The sequence below is a fragment of the Ruegeria sp. AF5 genome, assembly GCF_056541905.1.
In genome coordinates, this window is record NZ_JBQFYZ010000011.1 from 1 (window position 1) to 23,814 (window position 23,814).

At 59.8% G+C, this 23,814-nt stretch carries 21 protein-coding genes; 5 read left to right on the top strand and 16 right to left on the bottom strand.

What is annotated here, in order from left to right; genetic code table 11:
- Window positions 1-119: 119 nt before the first annotated feature.
- The 5 genes from ACR0DS_RS14785 to glyA all read right to left on the bottom strand — a co-directional run bounded on the left by ACR0DS_RS14785 (window position 120) and on the right by glyA (window position 5,629).
- Window positions 120-542: a universal stress protein gene (locus ACR0DS_RS14785; RefSeq protein ID WP_480559942.1), complete on the bottom strand. Its 423-nt coding sequence runs from the start codon at window positions 540-542 to the stop codon at window positions 120-122.
- Between the two features lie 81 nt (window positions 543-623).
- Window positions 624-1,997: an alanine/glycine:cation symporter family protein gene (locus ACR0DS_RS14790; protein WP_480488771.1), complete on the bottom strand. Its 1,374-nt coding sequence runs from the start codon at window positions 1,995-1,997 to the stop codon at window positions 624-626.
- A 25-nt stretch (window positions 1,998-2,022) separates the two neighbouring features.
- Window positions 2,023-2,967, bottom strand: a complete 945-nt coding sequence (gene lipA, locus ACR0DS_RS14795; protein WP_480559940.1) for a lipoyl synthase — start codon at window positions 2,965-2,967, stop codon at window positions 2,023-2,025.
- A gap of 14 nt (window positions 2,968-2,981) precedes the next feature.
- A complete protein-coding gene (lpdA, locus tag ACR0DS_RS14800) occupies window positions 2,982-4,364 on the bottom strand; it encodes a dihydrolipoyl dehydrogenase (RefSeq protein ID WP_480559938.1) in 1,383 nt (460 codons plus the stop codon).
- A gap of 11 nt (window positions 4,365-4,375) precedes the next feature.
- Window positions 4,376-5,629: a serine hydroxymethyltransferase gene (glyA, locus tag ACR0DS_RS14805; protein ID WP_480559936.1), complete on the bottom strand. Its 1,254-nt coding sequence runs from the start codon at window positions 5,627-5,629 to the stop codon at window positions 4,376-4,378.
- Window positions 5,630-5,775: 146 nt separating this feature from the next.
- Between glyA and ACR0DS_RS14810 the strand changes: the two genes are divergently transcribed.
- A complete protein-coding gene (locus ACR0DS_RS14810) occupies window positions 5,776-6,378 on the top strand; it encodes a helix-turn-helix domain-containing protein (protein WP_480484283.1) in 603 nt (200 codons plus the stop codon).
- Between the two features lie 67 nt (window positions 6,379-6,445).
- On the opposite strand, the gene ACR0DS_RS14815 is transcribed toward ACR0DS_RS14810, so the two are convergent.
- Entirely contained in the window at window positions 6,446-7,393 is a 948-nt protein-coding gene (locus ACR0DS_RS14815) for a GlxA family transcriptional regulator (RefSeq protein WP_480559934.1), read from the bottom strand.
- A gap of 80 nt (window positions 7,394-7,473) precedes the next feature.
- On the opposite strand from ACR0DS_RS14815, the gene ACR0DS_RS14820 reads away from it, so the two are divergent.
- From ACR0DS_RS14820 to ACR0DS_RS14835, 4 genes are all read left to right on the top strand, one after another.
- Window positions 7,474-8,634 carry an acyl-CoA dehydrogenase family protein gene (locus ACR0DS_RS14820; RefSeq protein WP_480484285.1) on the top strand — a complete coding sequence of 387 codons (1,161 nt, stop codon included), beginning with the start codon at window positions 7,474-7,476 and terminating at the stop codon, window positions 8,632-8,634.
- Window positions 8,635-8,636: 2 nt separating this feature from the next.
- Window positions 8,637-10,652 carry an acetate--CoA ligase family protein gene (locus ACR0DS_RS14825; protein WP_480559932.1) on the top strand — a complete coding sequence of 672 codons (2,016 nt, stop codon included), beginning with the start codon at window positions 8,637-8,639 and terminating at the stop codon, window positions 10,650-10,652.
- 3 nt (window positions 10,653-10,655) lie between these two features.
- Complete coding sequence (locus ACR0DS_RS14830) at window positions 10,656-11,435, top strand: carnitinyl-CoA dehydratase (RefSeq protein ID WP_209597100.1); 780 nt, start codon at window positions 10,656-10,658, stop codon at window positions 11,433-11,435.
- A gap of 75 nt (window positions 11,436-11,510) precedes the next feature.
- The gene (locus ACR0DS_RS14835; RefSeq protein ID WP_480559930.1) at window positions 11,511-11,981 is read left to right on the top strand and encodes a hypothetical protein; all 471 of its coding nucleotides are present in this window, start codon (window positions 11,511-11,513) and stop codon (window positions 11,979-11,981) included.
- Here ACR0DS_RS14835 and ACR0DS_RS14840 read toward each other — a convergent pair.
- The 10 genes from ACR0DS_RS14840 to napG all read right to left on the bottom strand — a co-directional run bounded on the left by ACR0DS_RS14840 (window position 11,972) and on the right by napG (window position 23,800).
- Window positions 11,972-13,042: a polyprenyl synthetase family protein gene (locus ACR0DS_RS14840; protein ID WP_480559928.1), complete on the bottom strand. Its 1,071-nt coding sequence runs from the start codon at window positions 13,040-13,042 to the stop codon at window positions 11,972-11,974. The genes ACR0DS_RS14835 and ACR0DS_RS14840 overlap by 10 nt on opposite strands.
- Window positions 13,043-13,046: 4 nt before the next feature.
- Complete coding sequence (locus ACR0DS_RS14845; RefSeq protein WP_480559926.1) at window positions 13,047-15,170, bottom strand: hydroxysqualene dehydroxylase; 2,124 nt, start codon at window positions 15,168-15,170, stop codon at window positions 13,047-13,049.
- Window positions 15,163-15,987 (bottom strand): DUF3237 domain-containing protein, encoded by an 825-nt coding sequence (locus ACR0DS_RS14850; RefSeq protein WP_480559924.1) that lies wholly within the window; start codon window positions 15,985-15,987, stop codon window positions 15,163-15,165. Before ACR0DS_RS14850 ends, ACR0DS_RS14845 begins: the two co-directional genes overlap by 8 nt.
- A 14-nt stretch (window positions 15,988-16,001) precedes the next feature.
- Entirely contained in the window at window positions 16,002-16,886 is an 885-nt protein-coding gene (locus tag ACR0DS_RS14855) for an encapsulin (RefSeq protein WP_209507025.1), read from the bottom strand.
- Between the two features lie 52 nt (window positions 16,887-16,938).
- Window positions 16,939-20,139, bottom strand: coding sequence for an adenylate/guanylate cyclase domain-containing protein (locus ACR0DS_RS14860; protein ID WP_480559922.1), 3,201 nt, complete (start codon window positions 20,137-20,139; stop codon window positions 16,939-16,941).
- A gap of 485 nt (window positions 20,140-20,624) precedes the next feature.
- The gene (locus ACR0DS_RS14865) at window positions 20,625-20,882 is read right to left on the bottom strand and encodes a hypothetical protein (protein WP_480477417.1); all 258 of its coding nucleotides are present in this window, start codon (window positions 20,880-20,882) and stop codon (window positions 20,625-20,627) included.
- Window positions 20,883-20,895: 13 nt separating this feature from the next.
- On the bottom strand, window positions 20,896-21,588 hold the full coding sequence (locus ACR0DS_RS14870; protein ID WP_480477415.1) for a NapC/NirT family cytochrome c: 693 nt from the start codon (window positions 21,586-21,588) through the stop codon (window positions 20,896-20,898).
- 29 nt (window positions 21,589-21,617) lie between these two features.
- The gene (locus ACR0DS_RS14875) at window positions 21,618-22,055 is read right to left on the bottom strand and encodes a nitrate reductase cytochrome c-type subunit (RefSeq protein WP_209507029.1); all 438 of its coding nucleotides are present in this window, start codon (window positions 22,053-22,055) and stop codon (window positions 21,618-21,620) included.
- A gap of 12 nt (window positions 22,056-22,067) precedes the next feature.
- The gene (gene napH, locus ACR0DS_RS14880; RefSeq protein WP_480488749.1) at window positions 22,068-22,985 is read right to left on the bottom strand and encodes a quinol dehydrogenase ferredoxin subunit NapH; all 918 of its coding nucleotides are present in this window, start codon (window positions 22,983-22,985) and stop codon (window positions 22,068-22,070) included.
- The gene (napG, locus tag ACR0DS_RS14885) at window positions 22,982-23,800 is read right to left on the bottom strand and encodes a ferredoxin-type protein NapG (protein ID WP_480484295.1); all 819 of its coding nucleotides are present in this window, start codon (window positions 23,798-23,800) and stop codon (window positions 22,982-22,984) included. The genes napH and napG overlap by 4 nt, the downstream gene beginning before the upstream one ends.
- Window positions 23,801-23,814: the final 14 nt, after the last annotated feature.

A 23,814-nucleotide genomic window follows, 5' to 3' on the forward strand; every position in this document is an offset into this window, starting at 1 on the left:
CCAGCGGATACTGAACCGGCATCTCCCACCCGGCAAAATCAACCATCTTGCCGCCCAACTCAACGTGAAGCCCAAAAAGCGGCGTGCGTCTAATCTCGGTCATTGATCCAACCTTTCACTCAACGGGACTGGTCGCGAACAACCATGACGGTGCAATGCGCGTTGCGCACGACACGGGCCAGGTTCGGACCGATTTCATAATTCGGAAAATCACCCTTGGTCGAGGCCATGACGATCAGGTCAAAGCCGTCCTTGTAGGCGCGCTTGAGGATTTCACGGTAAACGCTGCCTTCTTCAACATGGATAGGCACGTCCGATGCGTTGCCATGATCCAGAATGGCCTGAACCGCATTTCGCACGTGGTCTTTGGCACCGGCACCATAGTTTGCGGGAAGGTTCGGCAGCTGGATGATCTCGGGGATAACGGCAACCGCATGCAGCTCAGCCCCGTAGAACCTGGCCTGTTCCAATGCGACTGGCAGGGCATTTTTCCACGAACGGTCGTCGGTGTGATCAATCGGCAGCAGGATTTTCGTGGCCATCACGTCTCTCCTCGAGATATGGAATTCTGTTTTTAAAGGCGGGGGGCCGGAATGGCCCCCCGGTTTCAAGTCAGACCAAGCTTATTCGGCAGGCGCGCCGCCCGGCTCTTCGGACTTGCCGCCCGAGGCGAAGAACTCTTTCGTCAGCTTGAAGACGATCGGGCTCAGCAGGGCCAGGGCGATCAGGTTCGGAATGGCCATCATGGCGTTCAGCGTGTCGGCCAGCAGCCAGACAAAGCCCAGATCCGCGGTTGCACCGAAGTAGATCGCGATGATCCACAGGATGCGGTAGGGAAGCAGGGATTTCACGCCCAGCAGGAACTCGACGCATTTCTCGCCATAGAAGGACCAGCCGAGGATGGTGGTAAAGGCAAAGATCGACAGAGCGATGGCGATGATCGACCCGCCGATACCCGGCAGAGTGGTCTCGAACGCCAGCGAGGTCAGCGCCGCACCGGATTCCCCCGATGTCCACGCACCTGACGAGATGATCGCCAAACCGGTGATCGAACAGACGATAATAGTGTCGATGAACGTTCCCAGCATCGCGATCAGGCCCTGATTGACCGGGCCTTTGGTCTCGGCTGCAGCGTGCGCGATCGGAGCGGAACCCAGACCCGCTTCGTTCGAGAAAACACCGCGCGCCACACCAAAGCGGATGGCGGCCCAGACGGCTGCACCTGCGAAACCACCTTCGGCGGCTGATGGGGTGAAGGCGTAGGTGAAGACCAGCGACAGCGCATGACCGATGTTGCCGATGTTGATGATCAGGACCAGCAGTCCGGCAACGATATAGGCAATCGCCATGAACGGAACCAGTTTACCGGCGACCGCACCGATACGGGTGATACCACCCAGAATAACAGCGGCGGTCAGAACCATCAGAGCGACACCGGTGACCGAGGTGTTTACTCCGAAATTCGATTCCAGAACCTGTGCAACACCATTGGCCTGCACGCCGTTACCAATGCCAAAGGCCGCAACTGCGCCAAACAGGGCAAAGGCAACACCCAGCCACGCCCATTTCGCGCCCAGACCGTTCTTGATGTAGTACATCGGGCCGCCGACGAAGTTGCCCAGCTCGTCCTTTTCGCGGTATTTCACCGCGCAGACAGCCTCGGCATATTTGGTGGCCATGCCCACCAGGGCGGTCATCCACATCCAGAACAATGCGCCCGGACCGCCCAGGAAGACAGCAGTGGCAACACCGGCGATGTTCCCCGTACCGATGGTGGCCGACAGCGAAGTCATCAACGCGTTGAACGGGCTGATCTGCCCTTCGCCCTGACCTTCACGGCCTTTGAACAGCAGGCTGAAGCCCGTGCCAATGCGCAGGATCGGCATGAACTTCAGTCCGACCTGCAGGAAGAAGCCGACGCCAAGGATGAGAACCAGCATCAGCGGCCCCCACACGACGCCATTGATGGCCCCTACGATTGAATTTAACGCTTCCATGGATTCCCTCCCATTTGCGTTTGGTTTATGCCCCTTTGGCGATAGCCCGCTGGCGAGCCTGCCTGAGAGCAGCGAAATCTTCGTCCGCATGGAACGACGACCGGGTCAGCGGGGTTGCTGACACGTGCAAAAAGCCCTTGGACCGGGCAATCTGTTCCAGCTGGGCGAACTCTTCCGGTGTCCAGAACCGGTCGATTGGATGGTGTTTCGGGGTTGGTTGCAGATATTGGCCAACGGTCAGGAAATCGACCTGCGCTGCACGCAGGTCATCCATGACCTGACGCACATCCGCGAGTGTTTCTCCCAGGCCCACCATCAGGCCGGATTTGGTGAATAGTTCCGGATTGGCGCGCTTGGCATCATCCAGCAGCCGCAGCGACGTGTAATACCGCGCGCCAGGACGGACGGTCGGATATAGGTGCGGCACGGTTTCCAGATTGTGGTTGAACACGTCCGGTGCGGCGTCAAAGACTGCCTTGGCGGCGTCGCCCTTGCCCAGAAAATCGGGGGTCAGAACTTCGACCGTGGTGCCGGGGTTTTGGTGGCGTACCGCCCGGATGGTCTGGGCAATATGCTCGGCCCCGCCATCGGCCAGATCGTCGCGATCGACCGAGGTGATGACGACATGGCGCAGGCCCAGCTTCCTGACCGCCGCTGCAACGCGACCGGGTTCGAAAGCGTCCAGCGCGTCGGGGCGGCCAGTCGATACGTTGCAGAACGAACATCCGCGTGTGCAGACCTCGCCCATAATCATCATGGTTGCGTGGCGCTTGGACCAACACTCGCCGATATTGGGGCAGGTCGCCTCTTCGCAGACCGTCGCCAGATTGTGATCCCGCATCAGGCGCCGGGTTTCGTAATAGGCGGAGCTGTCGCCTTTTTTCTTGCGTATCCACTTGGGTTTGCGCGGAATGACGCTGTCGGCCTTTTTGGCTTTTTCCGGGTGACGTGGTCTTAGCTGGATGGTCATCTGGCTGGTCCCCGCTACGCGTGAATTGCCCGGCCCATGGCGTCAAGGCAGGCTTCTTTCACAGCCTCGCCCATCGCCGGGTGGGCATGGCAGGTGGCTGCGACCTCGGCGACGGTGATGCCCTTGGCCATGGCCAGAACCAGCTCGGCAATCAGATCTCCCCCATGCGCACCGCAAATATGCGCGCCCAGGATCTTGCCTTCGGAACTGGCCAGCACCTTGACGGCCCCGTCGGTCTCGCCGGTCGAACGCGCCCGCGAATTGGCCATGAAGGCAAACTTCCCAACCACGTATTCAATGCCCGTTTCTTGCAAGGCTTCTTCGGTCAGCCCGACCGAGGCGATCTCGGGGTCGGTGTAAACCACGCCGGGCACGGTATTGTAGTCAACATGCCCCGCTTCGCCTGCCAGCATCTCAACACAGGCAACGCCATTCTCTTCGGCCTTGTGCGCCAGCATCGGCCCTGGAACGCAGTCGCCAATGGCATAGATGCCGGGAACAGAGGTACAGAATGCGTCATCCACCTGAATAAAGCCGCGCGGGTCGCAGGCTATCCCCAGTTCTTCCAGCCCCAACCCGCGCGTTACCGGTCGGCGTCCGACGGCGATCAGAACCTTGTCGGCCTCGATCACCTCTTCCTTGTCTTTGCCAACCCGATCTAGAGCAAGCGTCAGTCCGGCCGCGGTCTTGTTGACGGATTTCAATGCCCGACCAAGCTGGAACTTCAGGCCGCGCTTGGCCAGCGCCCGCTGCGCCAGTTTTGCAATCTCGCCATCTATGCCGGGCAGCACACGGTCCAGATACTCGACGACGGTGACTTTCGCGCCCAGACGCGCCCAGACCTGACCAAGTTCCAGACCGATCACACCTGCGCCGACCACCACCAGATGATCCGGCACGCTTTCCATCGCAATCGCGCCGGTCGAACTCAGGACGTCCTGCTCATCAATCTCGATCCCCGGTAGCGTGGTAGGTTCCGACCCGGTCGCGATCAGAATGTTCTTTGCCTCATAGATGTCAGCGCCAACCTTGATCTGCCCGACTGAAGGGATGCTGGCCCAACCTTCGATCAGGTCAACGCCGTTCTTCTTGAACAGGAATGCGATGCCTTTGGTCAGGTCGCCCACGATCTTGTCCTTGCGCTCCATCATCGCGCCGACATTGATGCTGGCCCCCTCGACCGCAACACCGTGGGAGGAGAGATGTGCAAGCTCGGCATATTTGGCCGAGGAGGTCAGCAACGCTTTGGAGGGGATGCACCCCACGTTCAGACAGGTGCCGCCAAGAGCGCCGCGCCCTTCGACGCAGGCAACTTTCAGTCCCAGCTGAGCCGCGCGGATCGCGGCAACATAGCCGCCCGGTCCGCCTCCGATGACAATCAGATCGTAGGTGTTCATTTCGCGCACTTTCAGTAGATCGGGTGGCTTGCGCAAAGCGCGCGAACCTTTTCGCGGGTTTCTTTTTCGATGGCCGCGTCGCCTTCGGGCGACTGCGCCAACGCGTCCAGAACATCGCCGATCAGATGGCCGATCTGTTTGAACTCTTCAGGGCCAAAACCCCGGCTGCACCCGGCGGCAGTGCCCAGACGGATACCGCTGGTGATGGTGGGTTTCTGGGGATCGCCCGGAACGCTGTTCTTGTTACAGGTGAACCCGGCACGTTCCAGCGCGGCTTCGGCATCCTTGCCGGTCACACCGATCGGGCGCAGATCGACCAGCATCAGGTGGTTTTCGGTGCCACCCGAAACGATGTCACATCCGCGCGCCATCATGACATTGGCCAAAGCCGATGCACTGTCGACAACGCGCTGCATGTATTCTTTGAACTCCGGCTTCAGCGCCTCTCCGAATGCAACCGCCTTGCCGGCGATCACATGCATCAGCGGGCCACCTTGCAAGCCCGGGAATACGGCAGAGTTGATCTTTTTCGCCAGCGCTTCGTCATTGGTCAGAATGATCCCGCCCCGCGGGCCGCGCAGTGTCTTGTGGGTGGTTGAGGTGACGATATGCGCGTGCCCAATGGGCGAAGGGTGCAGGCCAGTTGCGACCAGACCCGCGATATGCGCCATGTCCGCCAGCAACCACGCGCCAACTTCATCTGCGATCTCGCGGAAACGGACAAAGTCGATCTTCTGGGAATAGGCCGATGCGCCTGCGATGATCATCTTGGGCTTTTCCACCCGGGCCAGCTCGGCCACCTGGTCGTAATCGATCAGGCCGGCTTGGGTCAGACCGTATTGTACCGGCCGGAACCACTTGCCGGATTGGGCAGGTTTTGCACCGTGTGTCAGGTGCCCGCCCGCATCCAGCGACATGCCCAGGATGGTGTCACCGGGGCTCAGCAACGCCAGTTTGACCGCCCCATTCGCCTGAGCGCCGGAATGGGGTTGAACGTTGGCGTATTCACAACCGAACAGCTGTTTCAGCCTTTCGATGGCCTCGACTTCGACCTCGTCGACATATTCGCACCCGCCATAATAGCGGCGCGCAGGATAACCTTCGGCGTATTTATTGGTCAGGACCGAGCCCTGAGCCTCGATCACAGCTTTCGAGACGATGTTCTCGGACGCGATCAATTCAATCTGTTCCGCCTGACGTATTCCTTCGCGCGCGATCGACGCGGCGATTACCGGGTCAGCCTCATTCAGCGATGTTTTGAACATTATCCCCTCCTCCGGTTCCGAATCCTCAGTACGAAACTTTGTTTCCAATAGTGGAAAATGATCCAACAAGGCAACATAAATCTCTTATTCAAGAAGTTGCGTATGTATGGGAAAACCTGTAGCCTTTGAAAAACAGGGGGAAATCCATGGTCGATGAAAGCCAAAACGATGTTTCCGGGCTGGAAGAACCGGATGAAGGTGAGGCTTTGGGCCGCTCCATTCGCGATGCGCGACGATCAAAAGGCTGGACTTTGGAAGAGGCTGGCCGTGCTGCGGGTATTGGTCGGTCCACTCTGTCCAAGATCGAAAACAACCAGACACGGCCCAGTTTTGAAATCGTGCGGCGCCTGACGCAGGCGCTCGACATGAGCACGCCACAGCTGTTCCTGCAATCGGGTCAGTCGGGCATCTCGGGTCGCCGCGATTTCACCCCAAAAGGCGAAGGGGAATTCAAGACCACGCCCACCTATCATCACGAACTGCTGTGTTCCGAACTGACCAGCAAACGGATGCTACCCTATATCGCAACGATCAAGGCGCGGGATGTATCCGAGTTCGACACCTGGATTCGGCACTCTGGCGAAGAATTCATGTATGTACTCAGCGGCGAGCTGATTTTCCTTTCCGAACATTACCGACCCCTGCCCATGAAGGCGGGGGATTCACTGTATTACGACAGTGGAATGGGCCACGGCTGTATCTCGACCAGCGACGAAGACGCCAGGATTCTGTGGGTTTCGCTGGAGTGACATCAGAAAACCGCATGCTTTATTGCAGGTTGTGAAAAGCAACAAACGGCTTCCCGCCAGTCCGGGCTCATCGCCCCGACAGGTTTCCATTCCGAAATGCGGTCGGCGTTTGACCGAATTCGGCCTTGAACGCGCGGGTCATGGCGCTGGCGCTTTCATATCCACAGCGCCCCGCGATCTCGGCGATGGATTGTTCCGTATCCTCGGCCAGATTGCGCGCGCGGTTCAGGCGCAGACGCCGGTACAGCGCTTGCGGAGTTGTTTTCAGTTCCGCCTGAACACGCGTTTCGAGCCTTTTCTGTGAACACCCGATTTTCCGGGCCACGCTCCGGACTGACAGCGGTGCTTCAAGATGCGCCTGCATGACGGTCAGCGCGCGATTGACCAGCGTGTCCTCGGATTTCAGGGGCAGGTCATAATGGCCACGCCCGTTCCGGCTCATGAACAGGTGCTCGACCTCCATCGCCAGCAGCGGGCCGTGATCCCGGCGGATAAGGGTCAAGGCCAGATCGAAGGCTGCCATGGCCCCGGAACAGGTCAGACGGTTGCCATCGATGACGAACCGTTCCTGCACGGCCTCTACCGCCGGAAACCTTTCTTCGAACCGCGAAAATTCGTCCCAATGAATGGTTGCCCTGTGGTCATCCAGCAATCCGGCGCTGGCAAGCAGCCAGCTTCCCGTATCCAGCCCGGCCAGGTGCTTGTGTTTCTTGGCCGCAGCCAGCACGGCACGCATGGTCGACCGCGTATCCAGCTTCAGGTATCCATATGACGGCATAACAACAAGAAAATCCCCCTGTTGATCGCCGATGGCCCCGTTCGGGGTGACGACAAGGCCGCTGGAGCTTTGAACAGGGTTGCCGTCAAGCGAACAGAAGCGCCACGCATATAACACCTGCCGCGACAGGGTGTTTGCCGCCCGCAACGGTTCGACCATGTTCGCAAGGCAATGGTTCGAGAACCCGTTGAACAGCAGGACATTGTACTGCTGCAATAATATTTTCGAATTTGGCATGAAACTGATCTATCTCTGCATGCCGCGACCATGAGCGATGGCGTTTGGTTGGTCAACCACCGATCCAGGGAACACGCGCCATGCAGTTTGGTCTGACAGAAGAACAGGACATGATCGTTTCGACGGTCCGCAGCTTTGTAGAAAAAGAAATCTACCCGCATGAAGACGCGGTGGAACGCAGCGGAACGGTCCCGCTGGAGCTTGGCAATGAGATCAAGCAGAAATGTATCGATCTGGGGTTCTATGCTTGCAACTTCCCCGAAGAAGTAGGCGGCGCGGGCCTGTCGCATCTGGATTTTACACTGGTCGAGCGTGAGCTGGGTCGTGGGTCGATGGCGCTGACGCATTTCTTTGGCCGCCCGCAGAACATCCTGATGGCCTGCAACGATGAACAGCGCGAACGCTATCTGCTGCCTGCTGTGCGCGGGGAAAAGATGGACGCGCTGGCGATGACTGAACCGGATGCCGGATCGGACGTGCGCGGCATGAAATGTCAGGCAGTGCGCGACGGTGGCGACTGGGTCGTCAACGGATCAAAACACTTCATCTCGGGCGCGGAACACGCGGATTTCTTCATTGTCTTCGTTGCCACCGGCGTGGATGAGACCCCTAAAGGCCCCAAAAAACGCATCACCACCTTCCTGGTGGATCGCGGCACACCGGGCTTTGAAGTGCGCGACGGCTACAGATCCGTCAGCCACAGGGGCTATAAAAACTGTATCCTGTATTTCGACAATTGCCGCCTGTCCGATGCGCAGGTTCTGGGCGAGGTCGATGGCGGTTTTGCGGTGATGAACGAATGGCTTTACGCGACCCGTCTGACGGTTGCGGCCTTCTCGGTCGGGCGCGCGCGGCGCTGCTTTGACTATGCGCTGAATTACGCCGCCGAGCGCAAGCAATTCGGCCAGCCCATCGGCAAGTTTCAGGGCGTTGGCTTCCAGATTGCCGACATGATCACCGAGATTGACGCCGCCGATTGGCTGACCCTTGCCGCCGCTTGGCGTCTGGATCAGAACCTGCCCGCAAACCGCGAGATCGCCTCGGCCAAGCTCTATGCCTCCGAGGCATTGGCGCGGGTCACCGACACGACGCTGCAAATCTTCGGCGGCATGGGCCTGATGGATGATTTCCCGATCGAACGGTTTTGGCGCGACGCCCGGGTCGAACGGATCTGGGACGGCACCAGCGAAATTCAGCGCCACATCATCAGCCGCGATCTTCTGCGTCCGCTGGGCGCCTGACCATGACCAAAGACCTGACCCGGCTGCTGCGCCCGAAATCCATCGCTGTCATTGGCGGCGGTGCATGGTGCCAACAGGTTATCCTGCAATCCGAACGCATGGGATATGCCGGTCAGATCTGGCCGGTCCACCCTAAAGCTTCGGACATTGCGGGCCACAAGGTTTATGGCCGGATCGAAGACCTGCCCAACGCACCTGACGCGGTTTTCATCGGCATCAACCGCCACGCCACGATTGAAGCGGTTCAAGTCCTGTCCAGCATGGGTGCGGGTGGCGCTGTCTGCTTCGCCTCGGGCTTTTCCGAGGCCGTGGCCGAGGACGACACCGGCGGGGATTTGCAGGATCAACTGATCGCCGCGGCCGGAGACATGCCCATTCTGGGCCCGAATTGCTATGGCTTCATCAACGCGCTGGACGGGGCATTGCTGTGGCCGGATCAGCACGGGGTTGTGCCAGTTGACAAGGGCGTAGCGATCCTGACGCAAAGCTCGAACATCTCGATCAACCTGACCATGCAGAAACGCGGGTTGCCGATTGCCTATATGGTGACCTGCGGGAACATGGCTCAGACCAGTCAGGCGCAGATCGCCTCGGCCCTGATCGATGACCCGCGCGTGACTGCCGTGGGCCTGCATATCGAAGGCTTCAAGAACATCCGCGAGTGGGAGGCTCTGGCCGCCAAGGCCCACGCAAAAGGCGTCCCGCTGGTTGCCCTCAAGGTCGGCGCATCGGAACAGGCGCAGGCGGCGACCGTTTCCCATACTGCGTCGCTGGCGGGCAGCGATGCCGGGGCGCAGGCGCTGCTTGACCGGCTTGGCATTCCACGCCTTCCCGCACTGCCCGACTTCCTTGAAACGCTCAAATTGCTGCACTGCTATGGGCCGCTGCCGGGGGGCAACATCACCTCGATCAGCTGTTCGGGGGGCGAGGCGAGCCTGATTGCCGATATGGCTGTCGGCACGGGGCTGCAATTTCCAAGGCTGAGCGGTGAAAAGCTGACCCGCCTGCGCGGCGCGCTCGGGCCCATGGTCGCACTGAACAACCCGCTGGATTATCACACCTATATCTGGCGTGACGAGCTGGCGATGACGCGGGCCTGGTCGGGCATGACGGGCGACGATATCGACATGACATTCTCGATCGTCGACTACCCGACCACCGACTCCACCGATTGGGCCTGCGCAACGCAGGCAGCGCTGAACGTACGGGCAGAAACCGGCGCCCGGTTTGCGATTGTCGCCACCTTGCCGGAACTATTGCCGGAAGACATCGCACAACAGTTGATGGCCGGGGGTGTTGTCCCCTTCATGGGCCTGCGCGAGGCGCTGTCTGCGACCCGCGCCGCAGGGCAGGTCAAGGCCCCATCCGTTGCGCCCGTTTTGCAACCGGGTACAATGGAACCAACCCAAACCCTGACCGAAGGCGCTTCGAAGGCGGCGCTGGCGGAATGCGGCCTGCGTATCCCGCAGAACCGGACGGTGCGGGGCGCGGAAGCTGCCCGTGCCGCAGCGGGCCAGATGGAAGGCCCCTTTGCCGTCAAAGGTGTCGGGCTTGCGCATAAATCCGAACACAGCGCTGTTCGGCTGGGCATCCAGGCCCAGGACGTCGCGGCTGTCGCGGCAGATATCGGCACCGAAGACATCCTGATCGAAGAGATGGTCGCCGGACCCGTTGCCGAACTTCTGATTGGCGTGGTGCGTGATCCCGCCCATGGGTTTGTTCTGACCCTTGGGGCAGGGGGCGTGCTGACCGAACTGCTGCGCGATACGGTATCCGTGCTGGTGCCCTGCCCGCCCGAAGACATCCGCTCCGCCCTTAGCCAATTGAAGATCGCCCCGCTGCTGGCGGGCTATCGCGGTCAACCGGCGGCTGATATGGATGCGGTTGTTGCCGCGGTCGAGGCCGTTCAGACCTATGTCATGCAAAATGCCGACACGCTTGGCGAGGTCGAGATTAACCCGCTCCTGTGCACGCCGGACAAGGCCGTTGCCGTGGACGCCCTGATAAGAAAGGCCTGAGATATGGACCCGATCAAAACCCGCCGCGATGGTTCGATCCTCGAGGTCACGCTGGACCGCCCTAAGGCAAACGCGATCGATCTGATCACCAGCCGCAGAATGGGCGAGGTCTTTGCTGAATTCCGCGACGACCCGGACCTGCGCGTGGCCATCCTGACCGGCGCGGGCGAAAAATTCTTTTGCCCCGGCTGGGATCTGAAAGCTGCCGCCGACGGCGACGCGGTGGACGGAGATTACGGCGTCGGCGGGTTCGGAGGCCTGCAAGAGCTGCGCGACCTGAACAAACCCGTGATTGCCGCCGTCAACGGTATCGCCTGCGGCGGCGGGCTAGAGCTGGCCTTGTCAGCAGACATGATCCTTGCAGCTGACCACGCCACTTTTGCCTTGCCGGAAATCCGCTCGGGCACCGTTGCGGATGCCGCCAGCGTCAAACTGCCCAAGCGCATTCCCTATCACATCGCGATGGAGCTGCTTCTGACAGGCCGCTGGTTTGATGCCGAAGAAGCCAACCGCTGGGGTCTGGTGAACGAGATTGTCGCCGCTGATCAGCTGATGGACCGCGCGTGGGACCTCGCCCGACTGCTGGCGTCAGGGCCGCCGCTGGTCTATGCGGCCATCAAGGAAATCGTGCGCGATGCCGAAGACGCCAAGTTTCAGGACGCCATGAACCGCATCACCAAACGGCAACTGCGCAGCGTGGATGTCCTCTATTCCAGCGAGGACCAGCTTGAAGGCGCGCGTGCATTTGCCGAAAAACGTGATCCGGTCTGGAAAGGCAAATAATAACGCGGTGTGTTTGTCGCGCGGATTCGGTAAATTTCCCATTTACTGATCCGCGCCACAGGTGCACAGTTGGGCATGCCTTATTTCGAACGAAAACCATACGTTAGCACGCCACTTCCGGTCAGCCCGATCGCGCCGCAGCCGGATGCGCAACCGATCTCGGACATTGCCCGCCGCGTGCTTGGGGCTGAACGGGGCGCGCAACAGCCGCTTGAAGGGCCATTTGCGTGCCGCAAAACCTGCCACCCCGGCGGTACCGCAACCATATTGCTGTCCTTTGACGCACCAAACGATGGCGGGCCCGTCGCACTACAGTTCGAACCGGGCGACCTGATCAACCGGAACGGCGACACTCTTCCGGCAAACCGGGTCAGTGTTGTCCCCCCGCAAATCCAGCTAAACCCCGGTGAGTCAACAGATGTTGCCGTCATTGTAACCGTGCCGGATCTTGCCGATCCCGGCGAATATCACGGTCGGATTGCCTGCACGGGCACAGTGCAAACCTCGATCGTCGTGATGTATGAGGTGGTGGGCGCTCAAACCTGACGGGTTACGAGATAGTCCATGAAATGGCCCAGAAACGCGCGCGGCACCTCTTCGGTGGCTGCAAAAACCTGCGCAAACTCCTGACGGGCCGAGGCCAGCAAGTCATTGGCCGCGTCCTGTGCATATCTGATGCAGCCATAGTGATCCATACGATCCAGAACCCAGCTGACATCCTGCGTCGAACGGTTGTCACGCGGGTTTGACAGCATCTCCGACAGGCGCGCTTTTTCGGGCTCGTCCGCCTGCAAGCTAAGCCGCCCCAGCATCAGCGTGCGTTTGCCTTCGTAAATGTCCCCGCCGATCTCTTTGCCATATTTGTCCTGCGAGCCCACGAGATTCAGAACATCATCCTGTATCTGAAACGCAGCCCCCAGAAAAAACCCAAACGCGTTGAAATCGTCCAGGTTCAACGCGCCAGACGCCACATCATGAGGCCGGGCAATCAGCGCCCCGATGCGCATGGGGTGAATGAAGCTGTACCAGCAGGTCTTTTTCAGACACATCGTCAGGTAATCCGACGCATCCACGTTCAGCCGGTTGTCCCGTATCCAGCCAAGCTCCAGCGCCTGACCTTCAATGGACTGCTGCAACAGATGATCGAACTCGTCCACCACGCGTATACCCGTTTCAGGGCCCAGCGGCCCAAGGTTCTGGCGCAACAGGCGCAGGGCCAGCGATTGCATCCCGTCACCGGTATTGATCGCCAAAGGGACCCCTAGCCGCTTGTGCATACATTCGCGCCCGCGCCTGAAATCACTTTGATCCTCGATATCGTCATGGATCAAAAACGCGTTGTGCAGCAGTTCAAGAACGGCGGCTGACACTCGCGCGGTCTCGCTGTCACCACCAAAAGCCTCGCAGGTGGCCAGCAACAGCGCGGGCCGCAACCCCTTGCCCGAGGTTTCGATGTAATCCCGCATCGGCCCGTACAGATAGGCCTGCGGCTCGCCCGTCGGCAGCAGTTGCAAAAGCGTCTCACGGGCCCGATCCCCGTATGAGGTCAGCGTTTTCAGAAAATCCTGCTGTACCGCAGGATCCAGATGTGCTGTGCCAGTGGCCACAGGGTCATCCCTTCTGGGTGATGATCACACGGGTTTTGGTCTCGTTCCTGCCCGTCTCGGCAAGGTTTGGTCCGGTTGCGGAAAAAGGTGAATCCGTCAGCGGCAAGGCTTTGGACAACACCCCCGTCTGGCCGCTGTCCCGGCCCAGATCAAAGGCAACATCCTCTGCAATCTCCTCTCCCGGGATCGGAAGATCAGCGGTCGGCTCGTAGGCCACCATCAGGTCAAACAGCTCTTTCGGAGGGCAAATCATGCGCAACGCGTCCGCAATCGCAGGGTCTTCGGTAATCCCGCCGGGTTTTGAATATTCCGTAGCCGGTTTCGCAATGACGGCAAGCGGCCCTTCGCCGCCACGCTCAACACCCACTGCATCCTGTCCCATCCTCAGCGCGGCTTCGACCGCAACTGCAAACCGGTTGTCCCAGGGCAGGCCGGCCTGATAACGGGCAAAATCATAGGCGCGCAGCGGTTTCAGGATATCCGGCTCGTGCAGGTCCCAGATCTGGCAGGGCTCTGCTTTTGATCCACCGCGTTGCAGGATGGCGTTGACCGCCCGGCGCGCCGCTTCGTTTGCCCCTTCCATGGTGGCAAGGTCGGTGTAGGTGCGCACATAATCCGATGCCAGCATGAAATTCGGGATCAACGTGGCCGCCTCAGGGCGCAACCGCCAGCTGTTGATGCGATTGACCAAAAGCGGCTCCACATTGGTTTGGCGCTTGGGGTCGTTGGGATCCTGTACGATATCCGGATCAAGGAACCAGTAATGCATGTCCTCGTCGCGCAGTACGGTCTGGCCATCCACGTTGACGCTCCGCTTGAGCTGTTCCCAAACCTCTTGCGCAATCTCCTCGCGGCTGCAATCACGCGCGGTTTTTCCGTTCAGGCCCGGCTTGTCCCATTCCGAAATATCTATTGAAAGCAGACCTTTGGTCTTGCCTTCTGCCCAGTTTTCAAAGTTGATGGCCGACCAGAACTGTTTTTGCGAAACCGCGGTCAGGGCCCAGGGGCTGTCAATGAAAATGACATGGCCGTGCGTCAGTTCAACATCCTTGGTCAGATAGAACTGAATTCCGTTCATCCATTGCACGTCATCGGCCAGCAGGGGCAGCTTGGCCAGAGACGGGTCGATTGCCGTCATCGCAGGGGTGATCAGCGGAGCGATCCGTTCGATCGGCATCGCACTGATGAACCAGTCCCCGGTGACCTGCTTTTCTTCGCCATCCTGTTCAACCGTCGCGCTGACGATGCGGCCATCCTCGCAGTCGATGCCCGTGACCTTTGAGTTGAACTTGTACACGACCCCCTTGCTTTTGAGGTAATCCAGCCACGGCTGTATCCAGACAAGGTTGGTGGGACCGTTCAACAGCCGGTTGCCATGCGGCTCGGGCGTCGCGATACCCAGTTGAAGCTGAACGGCAATGTCGCCCACGGTCTTTGTACTGGCAGTTGTCGCCTTCGCAGCCACCAGCGAACGAGTCAGGCCAATGGCCAGAAACTTCTGATACGCTTCCGAGCGTTGTTCGGCACCGATGAAGTCCCACCACCCGATGCGTTCATATTCATCGAACCGGCGTTCCTTGCAGGATGTCGCGATGCGCCACATGCAGGCGATGAAATGTTCGACATCCTCATAGGCGATCTGGTCCCGGGGCGAGAGCGTGAATGCAACCGTCTTGAGCGCGTCGGCCACGTCTTTCAGCGTGCGGGGAAACCGTTCGGGTACGATGATGCCTGGGTCGTCAAACTGGCTGACCAGAACCTGAGTGGTGGACACCAGATTATCGTAACAGGTGCCTTTGCCGTAATAGGGCGTGCGCGCCATCGTATCGGTGATATGGCGGTAGAAATTCGGAAAGAACCGGAACCCGTGCTCGCCGGGCAACCAGGGGCGTTTCACGCCTGGGGGATAACTGGCGCCGTCCATCTCGGCCCATTGTTCAAGCGCCTTGATGTGTTTCGCCTTGGACCCGTGATCGCCTTCGCCCTTCATCACGGGGATGCTGCGTGCCTTACCGCCGGGGATCAGCTGGCGCTCGTGAATCTCGACCTCGTACCCGCGCTCGATCAGCTCATGCGCGGCGCTCATTCCGGCCACGCCACCGCCCAATATGACAACCTTTTCAGCCATCGGATGTTCCTTTCGCGGAATAGACGTCAAAGCGCAGGGTGATATCGGACAGGCTGGCTTCGCCGATGCCGAACCCCTGCAACCTGTTCATCCAGGCATAATTCGGGTTTGACGTCAGATATCGCGGTGCCAGCCGGACCGGGGCCGAGGCGGGCAGAGTGCCCTTCGCCAGCCCGGCAAACCCATCCGGGCCAAAGTCACACACGCCGGTATCTTCAAACAGGATCGGCGCACCCCCTTCAACGGGTTGAATAAGCGCTCGGGCGTGCAAAAGCCCAACTCCGTCGGATCGCACGCGCATCCAGTCGCCCCCCAGCGGATCGATCGTCCCCTTCAGATGAGGCCCTTCAACCGTTCCGCCCTCTTTGATCCCGAAATGCAGCCAGATGCCGTCCGGTGTTTCACCTGACGGATAGAACTCGTCGGTGAACGGCACCACAAACCTGCCAACGTGTTCAAGCGCGGGCATTTGCGTGACAGGCTTTGCCGGGCTTGGCGGCGCAGGCTCGGGGGCCTTTCCGGGGCCGGGATCATATTCGCGACCACCGGTCGTCAGCACCGGTCGCCAGGTCAATGTCTTTTCCTGGGTCACAGATGGCAGCATGGCTGCAAACTGCTGAAACCCCGTCATCGGGTCGCATTGCAAGGGCCAGCCGCGAATGGCGCGTTCGGGGCCGCCATCTTCGGAAAAGATCACACGCACCACGTCATGCGAAGACACGGCGGGTCCGGCTTCGATCAGCACCCGATTTAACCCATTTACGTTGATCAATTCGGACCAACGCAATGTCACACCCCGGTCTGTGAATTCTCGCATGACCAGTTCTCCGGTCAGCACGTGATGGTGCAGATCGCCTGTGCTTCCTTGATCCTCAGGTGGAACTTCTGCTGCACGCGGAAGATGTGCTCACCGTCAGACGAGGTTTGCAGATACTTCACCGCGATATCCGAAGGCACGACAATCTCGACCGGCGCACCTTGCAGCGATACAAGTGCTGCCTTGTTTGCGGGCAGGGTGCCCGATCGCAGCAGCGGGCCGTCAAGGAACGGAAGAATACTGTCACGCGGCAGCACCATCGAGTTTTCGATCGGCGTGGTCACGGCCTGAAACAGCCCATTGCCCATCACGCAGGCAAAAGGCCCAAGGTATCCATGCGCTTCCAGCTTGTTGATGCCCGCGACCACGGCCTCGAAAACCTCGGGGCCGGAACAGGGTTTTTTCTTCCCGTTGATCGATATGGACTGACCTTCGCCAGCCTCCAGCAGCCCCGGGTATTTGCCGCCACCGCTGACGGTATAGATCGGCGGCAGATCGGCAGGTGCGCCACCGGCATGTTTGGGCGCTTCGCTGCTGCCTGGCTGGCCGTTGAAAACGATGTCATCCTCGACCTTGGCCACGACGGCGGCGGCCCGGCGGAACATGATCATGGCCGCGGCCAGTTCCGGATCAGCCACCTGCGCGCCTTTCAGGTAGACGTTGACGGAAACCGTCGTCAGCCGCAGGGTGTCATAATCATTCACTTCCAGACGCTTGGCCGCGCCTGATGCGTTGTCGACCAGACCCAGCTTGTTCAGGGGAACAGATTGCGTGTCCGCCGGCAGCGGCCCATAAAGCGGCAGAAAACTCGCAGCCACCCGCGCACGCAGCGCTTCATCATGGACGGCCTTGTTAACGGCATTCCACTGTTCGGTGTTCCAATCCAATGCGTCGGTCATTGTAAATCCCTCTTGGTGATGCTGCCCTGTTTGGCCGGGCAGTCCGTCTCGTTCATTCGGCTTTCGTCAAACTGTCCAGAAGTGCCTCGGCGCGTTGTTCCTGAACAACGGCACCACATTCGCGGGCAAGCGCCAATGCCAGTTCACCCTCGGCAATCGCGCTATCCCGATCACCCTTGGCAGCAAAGGCTTTGGCCCGCACGCGGTGATATTCCGGTTTGTTCAGCGTTTCTCCTCGTTCCCAACCGGGGGTACACACGGTTTCAAGCCGGTCCAGGGCCTGATCAATATCCCCGTGATCGATCATCAACTCAGACAGAACAATCTGATTCTGCGAAAAAGTAAAGTTTCCACCAGACTTTGAGATCAGGTTCATGCAGGCCTCGATATGGGCCGGGACGCCCTCGATGTCACCTTTTCCCGCCTGCGCAAGACCCATGTAGATATCCTGCATGGCGTGAAGATACAGGAACCCTTCCTCATCGGCGATCTTGCGCGCTTCTTTCATAGTGACGTCCAGCCGGTCCCATTCGCCCGCGTAGGGCAGGAACATGCTGCACGCGCCCATGACATAGACAAGATTGGGTGCGTGGTTCAGTGCCCGGCTGACGTCGATGGCTTTCAGACGTGCGGCCTCCGCCTCATCAAACTTGCCCTGCTGCCACAGAAGGCACCCCTGAATGGCCAGCAACGACGCCGTGGTCGAGGACTGGGTCATCGGCATCATGGCCATGTCCAGCTCAGGCGTGATCAGCGCAAAGGCACGGTCAAGCTGCTGCTCGCAATCCGCGAATTCCCCGCGGAAGTAATGCGTAAAGCTCAGCGCGCGGGCCGCCAGCACGTTGGCGACAGGATCGCCACTCATACCGGCCATCGCGTCCAGGGCCTGTCCCATCTCCATTGCGCGGTTCATCTGGCCCGCGACAAAGAAATTGGTCCAGCGGCAGAAGGTGGCCGCGAAAAGGGTTTCGCCATCGCCCAATGCATGGGCAAGCTCCATCGCGCGGGCGGCTGTCTCTCCGACCTGGTCGGAGGACCATCCATAGATCGCCATGTAAGCCGGAAGGATATTCATCTGCACCCGAAGCTCGAATCCGTCACGCTCGGCATTGGCGGGCATCGTTCCGATATTACGCAGTGCCGCGCGAAACGCCGAGATCGCAGGCAGGTTCGCCAACCGCGTCAGGGCTTGTTCGCCTGCCGTAAACCAGTTGGACACCGCCTCATCCTTCAACCCGCCATGGTCGCAGTGATGCGCCACGGTATCGGGGGCGGGGTTCCCGAATGCGTTATGTCCGGCCAGCAAGGCCCGGGCGATTTTCAGATGAACCTTCTGCCGGTCTTCGCGCAGCAGCGAGTTATAGGCCGTATCCTGAACCAGCGCGTGGTTGAACGTATAGGTGGCCGTTCCGGCTTCGCCCGTGATCAGCACAACCCCAGCCGCCATCAGCTGCATCAGCGCGCTTTCCACATCCATGTCTTCCTGCGCCACCGCCTGGATCATCGCCGAGGTGAAACTGCGCCCGATAACAGACCCAAGCTGCGCGATGGGCTTTGCGTTTTCCATCCGGTCAAGACGCGACATCAACGAATCCTGAAGGGTCGCGGGGATACTTAGGGCATCCAGAACCTCGGCGTTGATCGGCGCATCTTGCGGCAGCTGGTCCAGAACCGCCTTTGTCATCTCTTCGATGTAAAGCGGCACGCCATCGGCTTTTTCGACAATCTGCCTGATCAGGATGACCGGCAAACTGTATGGCTCGGCCACGCGCCGGACCAGTTCCGAGGCTTCACTGCTGGCCAAAGGCGTCAGATCGATGCGCGCCGCGCGGCCCTCGTAATGCTCAGGCGGTTCATATTCAGGGCGATGCGACAGGACCACCAGTATCGGGAACCCGTCCAGTCCTGATGCCAGCGCCTCCAGCACGTCCAGCGTGGTTGCGTCAGCCCAGTGCACGTCTTCCACCACCAGCAACAAGGTGCCGCGCCTGTCACACAGGCTGCCAAGGCTGCGCAACAACACGTCCAGCGACTTGCGGGCCTTCTTCAGGGGGTCGGGATCCGGCGCTGCGCCCGTTTCGACCCCGGCCATATCGAGAAGAACAGGCAAATCCGCGTCGCTCAGACGAGAGGCGGCCTGAACAAAATCGGAAATCGCGGCCCTGATGCTGTCATCGGATTTGTCGCCTGAAACCCGCCTCAACTCACCCACGATCGGGTGAAGCGGAAGGCTGGCCAGATGCGGAATGCACTGCAAGGTAAAGGGTTTGACGCCAATTGTTTCAGACAGGGACTTGATCAGCCGCGATTTGCCAATGCCTGCGGCGCCACCGACAAACGCAAACTTGCCGGACCCCGCCTGTGCGTCTTTCCAAAGCTGGGTCAGGACCGAAAGATCGTCGCCACGGGCGACAAGATCAACGGCTGACTGTCCGACACGCGCATCGAACCGGCTGGTCGCGACGCTTTCGGAAATTGCGCGATAGACGGTGCGCTGATTGTCAAACCCTTTCAGGTTCTGGCTGCCACGGGGCTCGAACTCGAATGCGCCCTGTGTCAATCGCCACGTCTCTGCGGAAACGATCACCTCGCCCGGCTCGGCCAGACCTTGCAGGCGGGATGCAAGGTTCGCGGTTTCACCGACCAGAAAGTCCTGCGAACCAAGACTTGTTGACGAGACCACTCCCACAACAACCATACCGGTGGCAATTCCCGCGCGCAGATCCAGTTTTTCGCCAAACCTGTTTTCAAGGTTTTGTACGGCTTCGATGGTTTCCAGCACAGCGCGAACCGCGCGTTCGGCATCGTCCTCCATGGCTTTGGGATATCCGAAATAGACCATGATCCCGTCGCCCTGCCTGTAGGCCAGATGACAGCCATGCTGTTTCAGGGTGCCGATCGCCGTATCCAGATACAGGTTCATGATCTGCATCAGGTCTTCCGGGTCATACCGCTGGGCCAGCTGCGTCGACCCCACGAGATCGCAGAAAACCAGCGTAAGCTGCCGCCGTTCGGCTTCGGACCTAAGCTCCTGCCGGGTCGATGCTTCCTCAGATTTCAGACGGGCCTGCGCCTTGCGAAACCGCTTTCTTTCACCAACCGTCAGCCCCAGATCGCGCAGTTCGGGATCTGTCAGCTCGTCCAGAATATCATCATCCACGCCTTCCTGCCGAAACAGCGTGGCATGGTTTTCCAGATCAGCCAGTTGAAGAACTTTTGAGATACGCGGCGATGCCTCAAGGACCCCCGTCATCGTTCTGCGCCCCCGCCCATTTTCCTTCCCCCCTTATTCCCCTCAAAACATATTGTATTTGTATAAGCAAAAATAGAGAGGAATTTACGTTCAATCCACATGACGCAGGGACACCATTGTTAACTTGTTATCTGCTGTGGCAGATGTAGCGTTGAAATTCCACTCCACTTTGAGTTTTTCGTGTCAAATCATTGGCTTTCAGTTTCATATTGATTTTTCACGCGCAAAACTGGGCCCGGCATACTGCCTTGCCGCGCGTAATGGGGAAGGGTGTTTTCCCATAGGCGCTAGGGCCTCGTGCGCTTTTATCGAAGTTGTGGAAATGCGAAAATCAGACCCTGCCGATTTTCGACACTGACGCGCGCCTTAAGCGCTTCCCCTACGTCAATAGTCGCGTCGCGTGCGACACAAGCACCCGCTTTGGCGCTGGAAACGTGACCCGGCAGGATACCGGTTCCACCAAATGGGCAGAACCGGTGTCTTCTTCAGACGGTTGCGCCTTTCAGGCGGATGGCAGTGCCAAGGCTGCCCGCGCAAAGCCCGACCAGAATCGAGATGCCCAGTTCCACCGCTTCCACATGAGCAAACTGAAAGCCCGCAAAAACCAGCGTTTCCAGCATGCCGACAACGGCCCCCAGTGCCGCGCCCAACCACAGCTTGCGGGTCATCATTCCAAGCGCCAGTCCCAGTATGCCGGGCAGGCCCAGGACATTGGCGCCGATTGTTCCAAGTAAGTCTAGCATGTCCGTCCCCACATCAATTCGAGCTGTTGTTCAGAAACGCGCGAATGTCGTCGCCAGAGGCGGATGCATGTTCCTGCAGAACCTCGCCCTCCACGGCCTCGCTTATTTTCTGGTACTGTTCCAGATAGTTTGCGGGCAGATTATGCGCGATGCCCTGATGGCAGTCGATACATGTCATGCCGGTGTCAATGGCGCGCTGGTGTTCCGACGCGGCCCGTGTTTCCTGAATGGTAAAGTCCATGTAGTCGAAGTTATGACAGTTGCGGCATTCGCGGCTGTCCGATTCCTTCATCTTCTTCCACACGGCCGAAGCCATGCTCAGGCGATGCGCCTCGTATTGCTCGGGTGTGCTGATGGTTCCGGCCAGCTCATGATAGACGTCTTTGACGGCCATGATCTTGGCTTTGATCTTGTGGCTCCATTCATCCGGCACGTGGCAGTCGGAACAGATCGCACGAACGCCGGAATGGTTGTTGTAATGGACCGTTTCGCGATATTCGCCCAGGTTCGTTTCCATCGTGTGGCACGAAGTACAGAATTCTTCGGTATTCGTCAGCTCAAGGGTCCAGTGAAATCCACCCCAGAACAGGATACCGGCCAGAAATCCGGCCAGGACCAGAAAGCCTGAACTGAACAGCACCGTCGGCGTCCAGATCGCGTTCCAGAGGCGACCAAGCAAGCCGCGGTTTTCAGGGGAGTCGGCCATATCGGTGCTCCTTTCAGTCTTGCGTTGGATCAATTGCCGGCGGAGGGCTGGAACACGTTGTCGACCAGCGGCGGGGCGTCGGCCTGCGGTACGTGGCACTGGTTGCAGAAATACCGGGTTCCGGCGATCCGATCCAGTTCGCGGCCTTCGCGGTCCAGATAATGGGTCATCGACAGCGTCGGCGCGTTGCGGTCACCGGCTTTGGTCCAGTCATGGCAGGACAGGCACTGGTTGGTACGGATGTCGATCTGGTACTGTTCGACCGAATGCGGGATCACCGGCGGCTGCTGCCGGTAATTGCGCTGCTGGCGCCCTTCGACATTGCGGTGGATCTGGTCCAGCGGCACCGGCTCGTCCACATCCGCACCGCGCAGGGATTCAACCTGAGCAGATTGCGCGAGGGCCCATCCGCTCAGCAATAATACGGGTAGAAGGGCAATTCCGCCTGTAACGATTGATTTTTTCATCTTGGCACTCCCCTAGATAGGTCTGGCGGCGCGCGGCTCGGGCGCGGCAACTGGATCGGAAGGTTGGACGACGTGGTCGTCAAACCGGTGAGTAAAGGTAAAGACGTCGACCGCGCAGACATCGATGCAGCGGCCACAATTCGTGCAGTCGGGTGACAGGATCAGCGGGGTACTTCCCGGCTTACCCTTCAGCGCGGGCGAGATCACCTGATTTTCCGGGCAGACCGCGTAACAATCCATGCAGTCATCGCAGGCGGCGCGGTTTGTGGCGCTGATCCGCAGCAGGCTTTTTGCTCCGATCAGGCCATAGAACGCGCCCACCGGGCACAGGTGTCCGCACCATCCGTGGCGCGAGACAAAAACGTCAAAGACAAAGATGGCTGTGATCAGGGCCCAGACAAAGCCCATTCCAAAGACCAGCCCGCGATGCAGCATGGTGATCGGGTTGATCAACTCCCACGCGATCATGCCGCTCAGACCCGAAACAAGCAGAACGGTTGCCAGAATCCACAGGCGCGTCCCGCGCTTGGGTTGCCAACCTTTCGGCAGGTCCAGCTTGCGGTGCAACCAGTTGGCCGCATCCGTCACCGGATTGATCGGGCAGACCCAGGAACAATAGACACGGCCACCAATCAGGGCATAGACCACCAGAACGATCAGCCCACCGATCAGTGCCGTCACCTCGGGCCAGTGGCCCGCAACCATGCTCTGCAACAGGATGAACGGATCGGTCAAAGGCAACACGCCCAGCGTCAGCGACCCGGCCAGCGTGCCCTGAACGACCCAGATGCCGAACCATGGGCCCAGCAGAAACAGAACCAGAAAGAACAGCTGGCTTGCCCGGCGCAGCAGCAGATAGCGATGCGCGCCGATCCAGCCCTTGCTGGCGATGGCCTCGTGACCTGTGGGCATATCTGTGCGGGCGCTCATTGTCCCACCCCCGGCAGATCATATCCCGGTGCAAAGCCGCCGGGCGTGGCCAGATTGTCTGTGCCCGGTCCGGGCAAACGGTCCGGCAGATCGATGATCCCCTCGACCACCGGCGCGCCTTTCGCGGCCTTTTCTTCCCAACCCTTGCGGTAATGCTCTGCCGAACTGCCCCGCGCCAGCCGGGCAGGCAGCACTTTGATAGCGGCCTCAGGCAGAACACAGCTTTTCTCGCACATGCCGCAGCCGGTACAGCGGTCGGCGTGGACGGTCGGGATGAACATCGCGTGATGGCCCGACCGCGTGTTGTGCGTGGTGTCCAGCGTGATCGCCTCGTCAATGACGGGGCAGACGCGGTAACAGACGTCGCAGCGCAACCCGAGGAAGTTCAGGCAGTTCTCCTGATCGACCAGAACCGCGACCCCCATCTTCGCATCATCGATATTGTCCAGCGCGGGGTCCAGTGCCCCGGTCGGACATGCAGCGACGCAAGGGATGTCGTCGCACATCTCACAGGGAATATCCCGGGCGGTGAAATATGGGGTTCCCGTCGCCACCGCGTCCGAGCCCAACTCGGCCAGTTTCAACGTATCGTATGGGCAATCCCGCACGCATAATCCGCAGCGGATACAGGCCGACAGAAACTCCTTTTCCGGCAGCGCGCCGGGCGGGCGCAAAGCCTCGGCCGGCAGGGCGCGGGCGTCGCGGGCCAGATAGGCCAGCACCGTCCCGGCGACCACGCAGCCGCCCGCCGCCCGCGCCGAATCCTGCAGGAACCGGCGCCGCTGCGGCGAAAGGGGTTTGTCGGCAAAAGACATGAGGATATACCCGT